At 55.5% G+C, this 15,591-nt stretch carries 16 protein-coding genes; 1 reads left to right on the forward strand and 15 read right to left on the reverse strand.

Translation table 11 applies throughout. From position 1 onward, the window contains the following. The first annotated feature begins 457 nt into the window (after positions 1-457). Positions 458-2,122 (forward strand): electron transfer flavoprotein-ubiquinone oxidoreductase, encoded by a 1,665-nt coding sequence (locus tag ACT3TR_RS00005; RefSeq protein WP_193062636.1) that lies wholly within the window; start codon positions 458-460, stop codon positions 2,120-2,122. Positions 2,123-2,206: 84 nt separating this feature from the next. Here the strand turns inward: ACT3TR_RS00005 and ACT3TR_RS00010 are convergent, their stop codons facing one another. The 15 genes from ACT3TR_RS00010 to ACT3TR_RS00080 all read right to left on the reverse strand — a co-directional run bounded on the left by ACT3TR_RS00010 (position 2,207) and on the right by ACT3TR_RS00080 (position 15,376). Beyond that, the gene (locus ACT3TR_RS00010) at positions 2,207-4,417 is read right to left on the reverse strand and encodes an ATP-dependent helicase (protein WP_193062634.1); all 2,211 of its coding nucleotides are present in this window, start codon (positions 4,415-4,417) and stop codon (positions 2,207-2,209) included. Then, a complete protein-coding gene (locus ACT3TR_RS00015) occupies positions 4,414-4,986 on the reverse strand; it encodes a DUF1285 domain-containing protein (RefSeq protein WP_444625833.1) in 573 nt (190 codons plus the stop codon). Before ACT3TR_RS00015 ends, ACT3TR_RS00010 begins: the two co-directional genes overlap by 4 nt. A 38-nt stretch (positions 4,987-5,024) precedes the next feature. Continuing rightward, positions 5,025-5,855 (reverse strand): TatD family hydrolase, encoded by an 831-nt coding sequence (locus ACT3TR_RS00020; RefSeq protein WP_193062630.1) that lies wholly within the window; start codon positions 5,853-5,855, stop codon positions 5,025-5,027. A gap of 72 nt (positions 5,856-5,927) precedes the next feature. After that, positions 5,928-6,263, reverse strand: a complete 336-nt coding sequence (locus ACT3TR_RS00025) for a PilZ domain-containing protein (protein ID WP_193062629.1) — start codon at positions 6,261-6,263, stop codon at positions 5,928-5,930. Positions 6,264-6,305: 42 nt separating this feature from the next. Further along, on the reverse strand, positions 6,306-7,292 hold the full coding sequence (locus tag ACT3TR_RS00030) for a DNA polymerase III subunit delta' (RefSeq protein WP_193062628.1): 987 nt from the start codon (positions 7,290-7,292) through the stop codon (positions 6,306-6,308). Further along, complete coding sequence (gene tmk, locus ACT3TR_RS00035; protein ID WP_193062626.1) at positions 7,283-7,936, reverse strand: dTMP kinase; 654 nt, start codon at positions 7,934-7,936, stop codon at positions 7,283-7,285. The genes ACT3TR_RS00030 and tmk overlap by 10 nt, the downstream gene beginning before the upstream one ends. 62 nt (positions 7,937-7,998) lie before the next feature. Further along, a complete protein-coding gene (gene mltG, locus ACT3TR_RS00040; protein WP_193062625.1) occupies positions 7,999-9,006 on the reverse strand; it encodes an endolytic transglycosylase MltG in 1,008 nt (335 codons plus the stop codon). A 30-nt stretch (positions 9,007-9,036) separates the two neighbouring features. Beyond that, complete coding sequence (pabC, locus tag ACT3TR_RS00045; protein WP_193062623.1) at positions 9,037-9,876, reverse strand: aminodeoxychorismate lyase; 840 nt, start codon at positions 9,874-9,876, stop codon at positions 9,037-9,039. Positions 9,877-9,882: 6 nt separating this feature from the next. Continuing rightward, positions 9,883-11,121 (reverse strand): beta-ketoacyl-ACP synthase II, encoded by a 1,239-nt coding sequence (fabF, locus tag ACT3TR_RS00050; protein ID WP_193062621.1) that lies wholly within the window; start codon positions 11,119-11,121, stop codon positions 9,883-9,885. Positions 11,122-11,312: 191 nt separating this feature from the next. Continuing rightward, the gene (gene acpP, locus ACT3TR_RS00055) at positions 11,313-11,546 is read right to left on the reverse strand and encodes an acyl carrier protein (RefSeq protein WP_008956801.1); all 234 of its coding nucleotides are present in this window, start codon (positions 11,544-11,546) and stop codon (positions 11,313-11,315) included. A 124-nt stretch (positions 11,547-11,670) separates the two neighbouring features. Next, complete coding sequence (fabG, locus tag ACT3TR_RS00060; RefSeq protein WP_193062619.1) at positions 11,671-12,414, reverse strand: 3-oxoacyl-ACP reductase FabG; 744 nt, start codon at positions 12,412-12,414, stop codon at positions 11,671-11,673. A gap of 57 nt (positions 12,415-12,471) precedes the next feature. Next, positions 12,472-13,431 (reverse strand): ACP S-malonyltransferase, encoded by a 960-nt coding sequence (gene fabD, locus ACT3TR_RS00065; protein WP_193062617.1) that lies wholly within the window; start codon positions 13,429-13,431, stop codon positions 12,472-12,474. Between the two features lie 120 nt (positions 13,432-13,551). Beyond that, on the reverse strand, positions 13,552-14,595 hold the full coding sequence (gene plsX, locus ACT3TR_RS00070) for a phosphate acyltransferase PlsX (protein ID WP_193062615.1): 1,044 nt from the start codon (positions 14,593-14,595) through the stop codon (positions 13,552-13,554). A gap of 43 nt (positions 14,596-14,638) precedes the next feature. Continuing rightward, positions 14,639-14,809: a 50S ribosomal protein L32 gene (gene rpmF / locus ACT3TR_RS00075; RefSeq protein WP_096280598.1), complete on the reverse strand. Its 171-nt coding sequence runs from the start codon at positions 14,807-14,809 to the stop codon at positions 14,639-14,641. Between the two features lie 36 nt (positions 14,810-14,845). Then, on the reverse strand, positions 14,846-15,376 hold the full coding sequence (locus ACT3TR_RS00080; protein ID WP_444625834.1) for a YceD family protein: 531 nt from the start codon (positions 15,374-15,376) through the stop codon (positions 14,846-14,848). Between the last annotated feature and the right edge of the window lie 215 nt (positions 15,377-15,591).

Genomic DNA, 15,591 nt, shown 5'->3' on the forward strand with positions numbered 1-15,591 from the left:
GATTCCTCACTTGTCTTGTAAGAAAAGCCGTTAACCGGAAACGGCGCCCGCCAAGCAGGCACCTCCTATCAAATGCTAACGTGTTATCAAATACCGACTTGAAACACTTAACCTAGGCGCCGCTAGGCGCTAATAGCCGAGCCACGCCCTAAAATTCATGTGCGCGTTTGATTGCCACAGCGTTGAAAAACGCTACCAATTTGCCACAGCCTACCGGCTAGCAACAATAGCCACTGGTTCAAGCCTGGATCATAAGGCTGGGGAACAGCGCGGCATAGCGTTGAGAAATGCTGCTTTAGCCATCGTAGGCGTGACGTGACACAGGTATTATGCCTATGATGAGCAACAACCAGAAGCAAACGACCGTTTTAAATTAAGGCCAGCCTTTTATGCGCTAGCTCTCTTATCAGCTAGTTTCAGTAATCGGCGGCACTTAAAGAGAATAAGGAGAAACCGGGTGGAAACTGTTGAACGCGATGTAATGGACTTCGATGTCGTCATTGTCGGCGCCGGCCCGTCCGGGCTTGCCGCTGCTTGCCGCCTCATGCAACAGGCCAACGATGCAGAGCAAGAGTTCACGGTCTGCGTGGTAGAAAAGGGTTCCGAGGTCGGCGCGCACATTCTGTCAGGAGCGGTGTTTGAACCCCGCGCGCTAACAGAACTATTCCCGGACTGGAAAGAGCGCGGCGCACCGCTGACGACCCCAGCGATTCGCGACGATGTTTTCTTACTGAAGGACGCCGACAAAGCGCAAAAAGTGCCTAATGCGCTCGTACCTAAGAGCATGCATAACACCGGCAGCGAACAGCCACGCTACGTTATTAGTGCGGGTAATCTATGCCGTTGGCTGGGCGAGCAGGCCGAATCGTTAGGCGTTGAAATATTCCCAGGCTTCGCTGCCCAAGAGGTCATTATTGAAGATGGCGCCGTGCGCGGCATCCTCATTGGTGATATGGGTGTCAGCGCCGACGGCACGCCCAAAGATGGCCATATGCCCGGTATGGAACTGCGCGCCAAATACACGCTGTTCGCAGAAGGCGCGCGCGGCCACCTAGGCAAACGTTTAATTAAAGACTTCTCGTTAGATGCAGGACGCGACCCTCAGCATTACGGCATCGGCTTAAAAGAGCTGTGGGACGTGCCTGCTGATAAGCATGAACCCGGCCTAGTAGTACACGGTTCAGGCTGGCCGCTAGATAAAAACACCCACGGCGGCTGGTTTCTCTATCACGCGGAAAATCAGCAGGTCGTGGTGGGTTTGATCATGGATTTAGGCTATCAGAATCCATGGCTGTCGCCGTTTGATGAGTTTCAGCGCATGAAACACCACCCGGTGCTTAGCCAGTATTTAGAAGGCGGCAAGCGGGTTGCTTACGGCGCCAGAGCCATCACCAAAGGGGGGTTAAATAGCCTGCCCAAAATGACCTTCCCAGGCGGCCTTCTCATCGGCTGTGATGCGGGCACCCTTAATTTTTCTAAAATTAAGGGTCTGCATACCGCCATGAAATCCGGCCTGGTGGCGGCAGAGAGCGTATTTGAAGCAATCAAAGGTGGTGATGAAGGCGCGCAGGAATTAACCAGCTTTACTCAGAAATGGGAAGCCAGCTGGGCCTATCAAGAGCTGAAGGAAAGCGCCAGCTTCGGCCCTGCGATCCATAAATACGGCACCGTGGGCGGCGGCGCGTATAATTTTGCGCATCAGCTGCTAGGCAATAAGCTACCTAACGTGCACGACACCACCACTGACTATGGGGCTCTAAAGCCTGCGGCTGAGTTTGAAAAGATCAACTATCCCAAGCCGGACGGTAAGCTTTCATTCGACAAGCCTTCCTCTGTGTTTCTGTCGAACACCAACCATGAAGAAGACCAGCCGTGTCATTTGCACCTGGATGACCCGGAGCTACCAATCCGCGACAACTTGCCAAAGTACGCTGAACCGGCACAGCGCTACTGCCCGGCCGGTGTCTATGAAGTGGTTGAGGATAGCGCCGGACAGCCACGCTTTCAGATTAACTTTCAAAACTGCGTGCACTGCAAAACCTGCGACATTAAAGACCCTGCGCAAAATATCACCTGGGTAGCACCAGAAGGCGGCGGTGGGCCTAACTACCCCAATATGTAATCCATACTCTGCGATGCCATCAGTCGCGTTATGGCTAGCGAATAGCCGTAACGCGCTGAACACACGTGCTTTCCCGCCACCCTATCAAAGCACGGCTTTTTGCGGCGTTTCCAGCAGTTCAATCGGTGCACGACGCGCAATAAGCCGCCGCCGTCCGGCCTGCTCAAAGCGCACATCAATGACCGGATCACTGGCATTTCCCTCTACTGCCGCGATTTCCCCCTCTCCAAACACCGCATGCAAAAGCCGCTGACCGGGATAAAAATGCGTGCCTGCAGCATACGCTGCTTTAGCCTCTTCAACCTGCGCTGCGGCAAGCACAATATCGTCACGACCTAAGCGCATTAAATAGCGCTCAACCAGTCCAACCGAAGTCACCTGCAACGAAGTCGCTGGCGCACTGCCACTCGCCAAGCAAGACGCCACGCGCATACTGTCCTGCCAAGCGCTTTCAGCAATAAAGCGACTAGGACGATGGGCACCACCATCATGAAGCACTAGCAGTTGCTCTTGAGCCCGCGTAATCGCCACGTAGAAAAGCCGCCGCTCCTCTTCCAAGCGCTCATCGCTGAGCGGATTATCGCGACTGTAGTGGGGAAAATCTTCCTCATTGACACCGGCTACGGCAACCAGCGGCCATTCCAGCCCTTTGGCGCCGTGTACGGTACTAATAAGCACGCCACCCGCCTGATTTTCTACCGGGCGTTCTAGCAGTTCGATAAAGGCATCGGGATCTTGGACGCTCTGCGCCTGTTCGATCAGCACGTCGAGAAGCCGAACGTCCTCTTCGCCCTTGTCGCGACGCGCGGCGGCCCGCTTGAGCGTTTTTTCCGCGTCAACGCTGTCAACGACATGCCTTAACAGCTTCGCTGGCGGCCAGGCACTCAGTTGAGGCAGCTCACACAGCAGTACCCAGCGCTTTTTTAACGTGCGCCGCTGGATTGGCTTTAACTCTGTCAGCACCGGATCATGCCGCTCTGGCCACTGCTGAGTAGCGGCCAGTTGCTGGGCTAAACGCTGCAGCCGCTCACGGGCAACAAACGGAGTCGGCTGAGAAAGTAGTAACAAGAGCTGCTGTGGGTCACGCAGAAGACCTGGACGGCGCGATAGTTTTAAATAGCCCGCCAGCGCCTGCACCAGCGGCAGGCGAAAGACAAATCGATCCTCGCGCTGAAGGCGAAACGGAATCCCGGCCTGTAACAACGCCAGTTGAAACGGCACCGACAGCGCCCAGCTGCGCACCAGCAAACTGGTTTCATTCAGCACTCGCCCCTGGGCCTGCCAGTCCATCAACGCATCAAGTAGCAAGCGGCTACCTTGCCCTACTAGCAGCCGGGTCTCTGGATTATTAGGTGCAGCGAGGCACAGCTGGTTAGGGCGACGCTGGTTAGCGGCGATAGCATGATTAGCGGCCAGCGCCAGGGCATGGCCGTGGCGAAAGGTAGTCGAGAGCGGATAGTCGGTAGCATCGCCAAAGGTGGCGGTAAAATTCTCTAGCATGGTATCGGGCTTGGCACCGCGCCACTCATAAATACACTGATTGGCATCCCCGACGGCCATTACGCTGGCGTGAGTACCAACGAGCACGGATAAAAGACGCTGCTGCGCGGCGTTAATATCCTGATACTCATCAATAATGACGTGATCGAGAAATCCTTCAACGCGATCCCGTAGCGCGCTATCTGCCTCTAAAGCCTGCAGCGGCCGATAAAGTAAGTCGGCATACGTCATCACACCTTCTGACTCTAATAGCCGCTCTGCTTCGACAAAAGCGGCCGGAAAATAGTCGGTATCGGCATCGAAATTAAGCCGCTCGTAAAGCGTCTCAGGCGTGATCATTTCCGCTTTCACTAAGCCGCAGAAGTGCGCCAGGGTTTCAAGCCGGTCGCCTTCCAGGGCAGCATCACGGCGCTCGACGGCATCACGCAGCACATTAAGGCTCGCTTGACGAAGCAACCTTTCTAACTGCCAATCGGCGGATAATAGGTGACGTGAGGCAAGCGCGCCCCAGCGGCTTAGACTTTGCGTTAAGCGGTGCCCCAGCGAATGAAAGGTCCGCACATCGGGCAGCACTTGCCCGGCGGGCGCCATCGACGCTAAGCGGCGCTGAAAATCATCCTTCGCAGAGCGGTTAAACATCAGTACCAAAATACGCTTGGACGGCACGCCGCTTGCCAATAAATACAGCACTCGGGCAGCCATGGTCGTGGTCTTGCCTGCCCCCGCCACGGCCGCTACCCGCGCGTGCCCAGTACTATGATTAACAACGGCTTGCTGTTCAGCGGTTAACTTCACGGCGCCTCGCCTGTTGAATCATCGTCCAGCTGGCCCAGCGCAAACCAGCCCCCGGCGCTGACTAAGCCAATCTCGGTCACGCCATTGCCAACATCGCGGGCCTCTGCGGCCTCAACCAACTGATAGTAGACGTTGCGATGCAGCCGTGCGGCTAGCCCAAAACGTACCGGCAGCTGCGGCACCCGCTCACCCTGGGAGTTTAAAGTAACGCTAAGCGGATGGTCGGCATCTAAGCGAACGACGTCATCAAACTGGGTGGTGAACCACCAGGCATCGTCATGAAAGTCAGCTTCAACGGCGACCAGCGGAAGATCTTCAACCTGGACGCGCCAGCGCTCAACTGGCGTCACTAAGCAGTAGCCATCGGCATCTTGGCGCAGCAACGTTGCTAGCAAACGGGCCACCTTGGTGCGGGCAAACGGCCGCCCCTCGTGCCACCAGGTGCCATCAGCATGAATACTTAGATTCATGTCACCGCAAAGCGCTGGATGCCACTCATCTAAAGGAGGGATAGCGCTGGCATTTTCTTCTGCTGAATCGCGCTGCTGTATCAATCGATCAATATTCATTACCCACCTCGTTTAATCATGCCGATGGCTCTAACGGGCTACACAAGCCCCGATTTTGCCAGCGCCTCTTTAACATGTGCGGGAGTATCAGGTGCGGCCGCACGAAAAAGTTGATAAAAATTCGCGGTGGTTTGCATCGCGACTTCATCAACGCTGATGCCCCGTTCTTGAGCAATGCACTCGGCGACGGCCACTACCCAGGCAGGCTGGTTGGGCTTGCCACGATGGGGCACTGGCGCCAGATAAGGGCTATCGGTTTCAATAAGCAAGCGATCCAACGGCAGCTGGCGGGCCAGCTCTCGCAGCGCCGCTGCATTACCGAAAGTAATAATACCCGAGAGGGAAATATAAAAGCCTAGCCGCACCGCTTCACGCGCCATCGCTAAGTCCTCAGTGAAGCAGTGTAATACACCGCCCACTTGAGGGTCGCCATACTCTCGCAGCAGGGCCAGGGTTTCCTCTTTGGCTTCTCGCGTGTGAATAATCACCGGCAGGGCAAGCTCTCGCGCGGCCATCAAATGACGCTTGAAGCGCTCATGCTGAATTTCAACCGCAACGCTATCGCGGTAGTGATAATCCAGGCCCGTTTCACCGATGGCTACCGCGCCGTATTGCTCAGCGGCGTCTTTAATATCCTCAACGCTGGGCTCCCTTTCGGGCGTATGCAGCGGGTGCAGGCCAGCCGAAATCGCTACATCTTGATGATCACGCGCTATCGCCGCTAGCGCGGGCATATCATCTAAGTTGACCGCAACGGCCAGGAACTGACTAACGTGGGCAGCGCGCGCAGCCGCCAAGGTGGCGGCGAGATCGCCTCCATGGGTCTGGTCGGATAAGCGATCTAGATGACAGTGGGAATCGACAAACATGCGGGTCTCGGCAGCGAAGGAAAAGAAGCTAAACAGTGTTATTCAGAGCTGTGTTATTCAGAGAAGTATTATTCAGAGCGTGAACGAGGGCGCGACGCTATCTAACTGGCCGGCAAGCAGCGTTTCAATCCGCTCACGTACGGATGAAGCGTGCGGGCTAAAGTGCACGCCAATACCAGCAATACGTTGCCCGCTAACGCCTTCAGGTGATACCCATGCAACCTGGCCAGTCACCGAGCGACGCTGGCTTTCGCCCGGCAGCGTGAGTAATAAAAAAACCTGCTGGCCCATCGTGTAAGGCGTTAGCGTGGGTATAAAGATGCCGCCGCGGTTCAGAAAAGGCATGTATGCAGAGAGCAGCGTTGCTACATCGGGGACGTTGAGTGATAGCGCTTTCTGAGCTGTCATAGCGACCTCGTTGCACGGCGAGCGATAAGAGCGTTAACGCAGCTATGAGCGTAGCAGCGCCGCCCAGCGCACTAGCCATGCTTCTAGCACTAGCTGGGGATTGGGGTTGGCCCCCACCGACAATAGCCGCCGCTGCTCACGGGCGTAGTCCAGCAAGCGAAACCAGTCTTGCACGCGACCATTTTTAACCGCTTGACGATAGAGAGGCTCAAGATCAGGGTTGTGCAGTACCGCCGCATCACCGGATAAACCTAAGCGAATCAAGTCTTCAAGCCATGCAATACCGTACCACAAGATGGCATCAATCGCCTGGCGATCCAAACGCGCGGCTTCTGAAACGGGCTCGGCGCCGCGCACTAGCTGCTCAAAACTGTCGTGAATTTTATGGCGCAGGGCGCGCTCTTCCGGCGCCGCCAGCTCAACGGCAAGTAGCGGCAGACCGCCCGCCACTTGCCACCAAAAGTAGGCTTCATCAGCGCTGCTCAGCTGCTCAATTAGCCATCCACGGCACGCTTCAAAGGCAACGGTGGGTAACGACCACTGTTGGCAACGAGAGCGAATGGTAGGCAGCATGCGCGAAGGCACGTCTGACAGCAGGATAAACAGCGTCTTTTCACCGGGCTCTTCAAGGCTTTTAAGCAGCGCATTGGCGGCAGCGATATTCATTGCCTCCGCAGGAGAAATAACGATGACCCGGTAGCCACCCTGCTGAGCCGTTTGCGAGACAAAGCGGTTAACCTCGCGAATGGGATCAATACGAATCTGGCGTTTGCCCTCTTCCGGCGAGACGCGCAGCAGGTCCGGATGATACCCGGATGCCAGCATGGAACAGCTATGGCAGTGCCCACAGGCAAGATCTGCAGGGCCTGCACATAGCGTTCGGGCGATCAACGCTTCGGCAAGCTGCTGCTTGCCAACGCCATGGGCACCGTTAATGAGGAGCGCATGGGGCATTCGTCCTCCGTCAGCCAAGCGGATTAACTGCTGCCAGGTGGCTTGATGCCACGGCATAACGCCGGTTAATACCATTCAGCAATCCGCCCCATCAGGGCTTGACGAATTTGTGCTTGAACATTTTCTAGTGTGTGCTGGGCATCAATCACGGCAAAACGCTCGGGCGCCTGCTCGGCGCGCGCTAAGTAGGCACTCCGCACGGCCTGGAAGAAATTGACGTGTTCTTGCTCAAAACGATCCCGCTGCTCTGAGCGGTCACGTAGTCGTGACTCTAGGCGTTGCTTCGCAGCTGCCTCAGGCATATCGAGCAGCAGCGTTAAATCGGGCGCAAGCCCCTGCTGAACGAACGCTTCCAATACGGCGATGCGCTCTACGGGGATGCCACGACCGCCACCCTGGTAAGCAAAAGTAGCATCGGTAAAACGGTCGCACACCACCCAGGCGCCCCGGGCCAGCGCAGGAAGGATTTTTTCCGCCAGATGCTGTGCTCGGGCAGCAAACATCAACAGCAGCTCAGCGTCGACATGCAGCGGCTCTAGAGGAGCGGGGTCCAGCAGCAATGCGCGCATAGCTTCGCCGCGCTCGGTGCCACCCGGCTCGCGGGTACGCACCACCTCTAGGCCCTGGGTTTCCAAACACTCGGCGACGAAGCCTACATTAGTGGATTTTCCCACGCCCTCACCGCCTTCCAGCGTAATGAAGCGTCCACGCTTGGTCATCGTGCTTCCTTACTGTGGTGATGAATCGTCAGTGATCAATCATTGGCGAAAGATCCCGACGATTATCGATTACGAATATAGCGATTGACGGCATTATTATGCTCACGCAGCGTACGCGAGAACTGGTGAGTACCATCCCCACGGGAAACGAAGTAAAGCGTTTCACCCGGTAACGGATTCACCGCGGCCTCTAACGACGCGCGCCCCGGCATGGCAATGGGCGTGGGCGGCATGCCGTCAATCACATAGGTATTGTAAGGCGTTGCCTCACGCAGGTCAGCACGGGTAATCCGCCCGTCATAACGCTCGCCCATACCGTAAATAACCGTTGGGTCTGTTTGTAAACGCATGCCTTGCTCCATGCGCCGTTTAAACACACCGGCAATCTCATTGCGCTCCTGCGGCGCACCGGTCTCACGCTCAATTAACGAGGCCATAATGAGCGCTTGGTAAGCAGACTCAATCGTTAAGTCATCGCCGCGCTCTTCCCAAACTTCGTCAAGAATACGCTCCATGCGCGCTAGGGATTGCCGCAAAACATCCACATCGCTCATGCCTAGGTGATAGCGATAGGTATCGGGGAAAAACCAACCTTCCGGAAATACGTCTTCGCGGCCAAGCAGCGTCATGACCTCGGCATCGCTCATATCTGCTGTACGGTGTGCAAGCTTCGGTGCTGCATTCAGCAGCTCGCGCATTTGCCGAAACGACCAGCCCTCAGGAATAGTCAGCGAGTAGGTCACGACTTTGTCACTGCCCAGCAGCGCCATCATTTCCAGCCCGCTCATTTCAGGCAATAGCTGATACTCGCCGGTACGTAAACGCGGCACACGCTCTGGCTCAACCTTCGCCAGCAGCTGGAATGCCCAGGCATCGTCTACTACGCCTTGTGCCTCTAGCTGCGCAACCACCTGATTGAACCCGGCACCGGAAGGAACCTGGTAGAGCATGGGTGCATCCAGGGCGAGCGGTGCATTTAACCGACTCTGCCAATAAAAATAGCCGCCCACCACGCTTGTAGCCCCAACGACCACTAGTACTAACAAAGCGGTTAATAACCGTTTCACCATGACACCTCGTTGAAAATTGCGGGGCGATACCTAATAGGATTCTGGCGCATAGCCTAATAGCTGGTGCGCCAAATGCTGCAGAGAATCCGCTTTACATGCAGGCCAGCGCTTTAGCACCGACCCGTCGGCTGCCAGTAGCGTGGTAACGGGCCACATGCCCTGAACAGAGTTCGCCACCCAGCATTGCTCTACCGCCGGCAATTGACTAAGCCGCAGCGTTGCTTGCTTTACAGCCCCTTGATCCATTAATGCAGCACTCAGGGTTCCCGCAACACCGCACTGGTCAGTCAGCGGTGTAAACACCTCCCCCGCCTGCTGCCAGAACACGTTCATGCTGGTGGCCTCCACGACAGTATCATCGCTATCGACGAGCAGGCCTTCAGCAATACCGGCATCGGTCCACTCTTGGCGAGCCAGCACATTTTCTAAACGATTAAGATGCTTTATACCCGCCAGTCGCGGCTGACGACTTAGGCGAAGGTCACAAAGCCGTACCGTGATCCCCGAACGCCAGCGCTCAGCCGAGGGCTGAAATGGCGCTCGTCGGCTGAGCAAACGCGGCGCTACTGTGTCCGGCTGGGCATAGCCCCGGCCACCGCTGCCACGAGTAAGGATGATTTTCAGCACTTCCAGTGTGGCCGTAGGCGCGCCCTGCCATGTCGCGTCAAGCGACGCTGAGCAAGGCACGTTGATCCCCAGCCGCTGGCAGCCTTGCCTCAGGCGCGCCATGTGGTAATCCCACAAGACGGGCTTGCCCGCGCGCAACAGCACGGTTTCAAACACACCGTCACCGTATGCGAGCCCACGGTCATCGAAGGGCACTTGACCCTCAAACGCAGGCTCATCAGTTGACAGTGGGGGCGGTATCATCGCTAACTAAACTTTCTTAAATAGCAGCGAGCCGTTAGTACCACCAAAGCCAAACGAGTTGGAAAGCGTCATATCAATACGCATGTCACGGGCGGTATGTGGCACGTAATCCAGATTGCAGCCTTCCTGCGTGTTATCCAAATTAATCGTTGGCGGTGCCACCTGGTCACGGATAGCGAGGATACAAAATATCGCTTCTACCGCACCAGCCGCACCCAGCAAATGCCCAACCATTGATTTGGTCGAGCTGACGGCCACGCTATTAGCGGCATCACCCAAAACGCTTTCAATAGCACGACTCTCGGCCAAATCCCCTGCGGCTGTCGACGTTCCATGAGCATTGATATAATGCAGTTTGGACACATCTATTTGGGCATCTTTAATTGCATTACGCATAGAGAGCGCCGCGCCGCGGCCATCTTCGGGTGGCGAGGTCATATGGTACGCATCGTCACTCATGCCGAATCCCACTAGCTCAGCATACATGTGCGCGCCACGGGCTTTGGCATGTTCATACTCTTCAAGTACCAGTACACCGGCACCGTCAGACAATACAAAGCCATCACGATCCTTATCCCACGGACGGCTAGCAGCCTGCGGATCATCGTTGCGCGTGGAAAGCGCGCGCGCGGCAGAAAACCCACCCAGACCAAGCGGCGTGGTGGCCATTTCTGCACCGCCACAGACCATTACGTCAGCATCGCCATAGGCAATCGTACGCGCGCTGTAACCAATATTATGCGTGCCCGACGTGCAGGCCGTCGTAATCGCAATATTGGGCCCTCTAAAACCATGCTGAATCGCCATGTTGCCGGAAATCATATTGATGATAGAGCCTGGCACAAAGAACGGTGACACCTTACGAGCGCCGCCTTTATTCAACGCGTTGTGGTTATGCTCAATCATTGGCAAACCACCAATGCCTGAGCCAATAGCCACACCGATGCGATCGGCATTTTCTTCGCTGCACTCGATACCCGAGTCTTCAACTGCCTGGGCACCCGCTGCCATGCCGTATTGGATAAATAGATCCATTTTACGGGCGTCTTTAGGGCTCAGATACGGACTAATATCAAAGTTTTTAATAGAACCACCAAAGCGCGTGTTAAATCCGCTGGTGTCGAAATGTTCAATCGGTGTAATGCCACTTTTGCCTGCAACAATGTTAGCCCACGACTCATCAACACTATTACCCACCGGAGTCACCAGGCCTAGCCCAGTTACCACTACCCTTTTCCGTGCCATCTGCTTTCCTCCATGCATCCATGGTGATGCAACCCACTTGGGTCATTTGCTGCTTAAATTTGGTCAATAGTATAACGGACTTTGAACGTTATAAGCATTGTTGCAGCAAAGCAAAAAAGCCGTCCTGCGAAAGGACGGCTTTTAAGGCGGGTGCTAGCACCCCACCCAGGTTCGATGCATCGATACAGCCCTTACTGGTGGGCGTTCACGTAATCGATGGCTTCTTGAACCGTGGTGATCTTTTCAGCTTCTTCATCAGGAATTTCAGTATCAAACTCCTCTTCCAAAGCCATTACCAGCTCAACGGTGTCGAGCGAGTCAGCACCCAAGTCTTCTGTAAAAGAAGAACTGTTTTGGATGTCTTCTTCTTTAACGTTCAGGCGCTCTGCTACAACTTTCTTCACGCGCTCTTCAATAGTACTCATTAACGTACTCCAGTCGTTCACATTAGCCGTTTTTGATAACCAGCTATTTGGAAACCGCAAGCCAAAAGCTGCGGGGTAGTTTATAGACGCCCTTGGATCGACGCAACCGCCAAGCCCAAGGCCATCAACGCATATTCATGCCGCCGTTAACGTGAAGCGTCTCGCCGGTGATATAACCGGCTGATTCACTGGTCAAAAACCCCACCGCTGCGGCGATCTCTTCAGGCGCCCCTAAGCGGGCCAACGGAATTTGCTTAAGCAGCATTTCATGCTGCGCCTCAGGCAGCGCTCCGGTCATATCAGTGGCGATAAACCCCGGCGCCACTGCGTTAACCGTAATGGCGCGCGAGGAAACCTCTCGAGCCAAAGCGCGACTAAAGCCCTCCATACCTGCTTTTGCGGCCGCATAGTTAGTTTGGCCCAGGTTGCCCATGGTTGCCACCACAGAACTAATCGACACGATACGCCCAAAACGTGCTTTGGTCATACCACGCAAGCAGGCTTTGCTTACACGGTAGACAGATTTCAAGTTGGTATCCATGACGGAGTCCCACTCGTCCTCTTTCATGCGCATCAGCAAATTGTCGCGCGTGATACCCGCATTATTAACCAAGATAGTCGGCGCACCAAAGCGCTCAGTGATGGCTTTCAACACTTCATCAATGCTGGTCTGATCAGTCACATTCAAGCATAGCCCGGCCCCGTCGATGCCATTCTCTTTGAGATCGGCATCAATTTTTTCAGCGCCGGACTCGCTCGTGGCCGTGCCAATCACAATGCGACCCTGGCGACCTAACTCGCGGGCAATTGCTTGCCCAATGCCACGACTCGCGCCAGTTACCAGTGCCACTCTACGTTCTTGCGTCATAACGTTCTGCCTTCAACCGTGTCTACACGTTAGGATAGCGATCAAAACAGCTTGCGGTCACGCTTTGCCAATCAACGCTTCACGCGCTAGCGCTAGCGCCGAGTTAAGGCTGTCAGGGTCGTTCACTGCCAGCCCCTTGCTACCCTTCACGATACGCTTATTAAGACCAGTCAACACCTTTCCTGGCCCGCACTCAATAAATACCTCAACGCCCTGACCCGCCATCACTTCAACGCAGGCACTCCAGCGCACCGGCTGATACAGCTGCTCAATAAGGCGTGTACGCAGTGTAGCAATATCGGCATGGGCCTGGGCATCAACATTCTGGATTACTTTATAGCGCGGCACTCGCAGTTCAATATCCTGCATAGCCGCCTCCAACCGCTCAGCAGCGGGCCACATCAGCGCACAGTGCGATGGCACCGAAACCGGCAGCGCCATAGCGCGCTTAGCCCCCGCCTCTTGGCAGGCTACCATTGCCCGCTCAACGGCCGCTTTAGCGCCGGCAATAACCACCTGCCCCGGAGAGTTATAATTCACGGCAGACACAACATCACCTTGAGCCGCCTTTTCACAAGCGGCCTCGACAGCATCATCTGCCAAGCCAAGAATGGCCGCCATGCCGCCCTCACCCGCGGGCACTGCCTCCTGCATAGCATCACCGCGCAAGCGTACTAAATTTACGCCTTCGGCAAAGCTCATGACGCCAGCGCACACCATCGCACTGTATTCGCCCAAGCTATGGCCAGCCATCACACTCGGACGCGGCCCTTCTAACTCCTGCCAGACGCGCCAAATAGCCACGCTTGCAGAGAGCAGCGCAGGCTGGGTGCATGCAGTTGCATTAAGGGATGCTTCAGGACCTTCTTGGACGACTTTCCACAAGTCATAGCCCAAAGCATCAGACGCTTCCTCAAATGTCGTTCCCACTACACTATAGCGCTCGGCCAGCTCTCGCAGCATTCCCAACTGCTGAGAGCCTTGCCCGGGGAAAATGAGGGCAAGGGGTTGAGACATGTTGTTCACCTTTGCTCTTGTAGGCATTTGCTCATATGAGCGATAGGCGAGGCCATTGGCACATCCTGATGCCACCTAATAGCCCGCAAAAAATTCTTACCGTTTATTATCTACTCATGGCTAGCGAGCGCCATCGCTTTCAACTAATGACGCCTGCCAGCGGCCTGCGATCCTCGCAGGTAAATTGTGTTCCACTTCCTTTAGAGCTCGCTGAATAGCGTAGTAGAAACCATCGGCATGCGTACTGCCGTGACTTTTCACCACAATCCCACGCAGCCCTAACAAACTAGCCCCATTATAGCGAACGGGATCAAGCTCTCGCTTCAACCGCTTCAACACAGGCTTGGCCAGTAGGCTTGCCAAACGACCGCTCAGACGCGACTCAAAGGCCATCTGTACGCGCTCGACCAACATACTTGTCAAACCTTCGCTTGTCTTAAGCACAGCATTACCTACAAAGCCGTCGCATACCACTACGTCCAGCTGGCCCTTAAACAGATCACCACCTTCAGCATAGCCTTCGTAGGTAAAGGCATCATCGTTAGCATACTCGCGCAACAGACGATCGGCCTCCCGCACGCTAGCGCTGCCTTTGGTCGCTTCTGAGCCAACGTTAAGCAGCGCCACCCGAGGCATAGGCGTACCATCGACACACTGCGCCATCGCCGCACCCATGAGCGCAAAATCGAGCAGTCGACTCGCAGGCGAATCAACGTTAGCACCCAAATCAAGCAAATAGCAGCGATGCCCACCGCGGGCCGGGATTGCAGTACTGATCGCTGGGCGAGAAATACCCTTGATCATTCCCAGCTCTCGCCTTGCAAGCGCCACCAGCGCGGCCGTATTACCCGCACTAACACCCGCATCTGCTTCGCCCTGAGCAACGCTGCGCAACATATGCGCCATGCTACTCGAACGGCCTCTGCGTAATGCCCAGGCAGCCGTTGCTGATGGCATGATGCTATCGGGAGCATCACAGGCCACCAAACGCGACGCTGCCGCAGCCAAAGGCTGCGGCAAGCGCGAAAGCTCAGCAAGAATCTGCTGACGCGGGCCAAACAAAATCAGCTCTAGGCTTGGGTTTTCTACCGCAGCCCTGGCAGAGCCAGCGACAATTGCACGAGGGCCTTGGTCACCCCCCATTACATCAATCGCTAGGCGCATACCGCACCGAATCCGTTTAGCCGCTTAACAGTGCCGTTGAGACTTATACCTCAACAACCTTACGACCACGGTAGAAGCCATCTGAGGCAACGTGGTGACGCAGGTGAGTAGTACCGGTTTCTTTGTCCTGAGACAAAGTCGGGCCGGTCAGTGCATCGTGGCTACGACGCATGCCGCGCTTGGAACGAGTTTTACGATTCTGCTGAACTGCCATGGGTGTTTACTCCAAGGTATTTAAGGTAAAGGGTGCTTATTTTTTGCCTTTCAAGACATTCAGCACCGCGAAAGGGTTCGTCGCTGGCGTTACTTCTGTCGCCACGCCTTCTGTTTTGCTGACCAGCTGCTCCGCCGAGACATGACATTCGGCTTCATCGTGATAGACCACCTGAGGCAGGCTAAGAATCAATTCATCCTCAACCACGGTCAGAAGATCCAGCTGTTCCTTTTCCACCAGCACCGGTTCATGACTCGCAGGCAGCTCGGCCGCTAAGGCTTCATCAGTGATCATTCCAAGCAGAAAGTCACTGTCCACCTGTTGAGGCAGCGGCACCAGGCAGCGTCGGCAGGCAAGCGCTAATGTCGCTTGCAAGTGGCCACGAATTTCACGACGACCTTGAGCATCGACGCCAAACTCAAGCACGACATGACAGTCGCCAGTTTGGGCACCCGCTTCATCGGCAAGACGTGGCAGCTTATCAAGCGCTACCAAGCCTTCGATTCGTTCGTGGCGGGCTGCAAGCTTATAAGGCTCAACCCGGCTGGGGAGTTGTGAGGTCAACATAGGCGCGCAATGATAGGCACTCCCCCTGCTGGTGTCAAAGCCGTCGGTGCAATTCTTCATAGCTTCCTCAATAAATAACCCGAATAGGGCTCAATAAACAGCCCATCTGGGGCTTAATCAACCCCCCAATAGGCAGGCTTAACTGCTTTCGCTACACTCTACTGCTTAGACCGCTCTACTTAGACACTGCTTTAACCTAATCACAGCAGAAACAA

The organism is Halomonas sp. AOP12-B1-6 (assembly GCF_052379225.1).
GTDB lineage: Bacteria > Pseudomonadota > Gammaproteobacteria > Pseudomonadales > Halomonadaceae > Vreelandella > Vreelandella casei.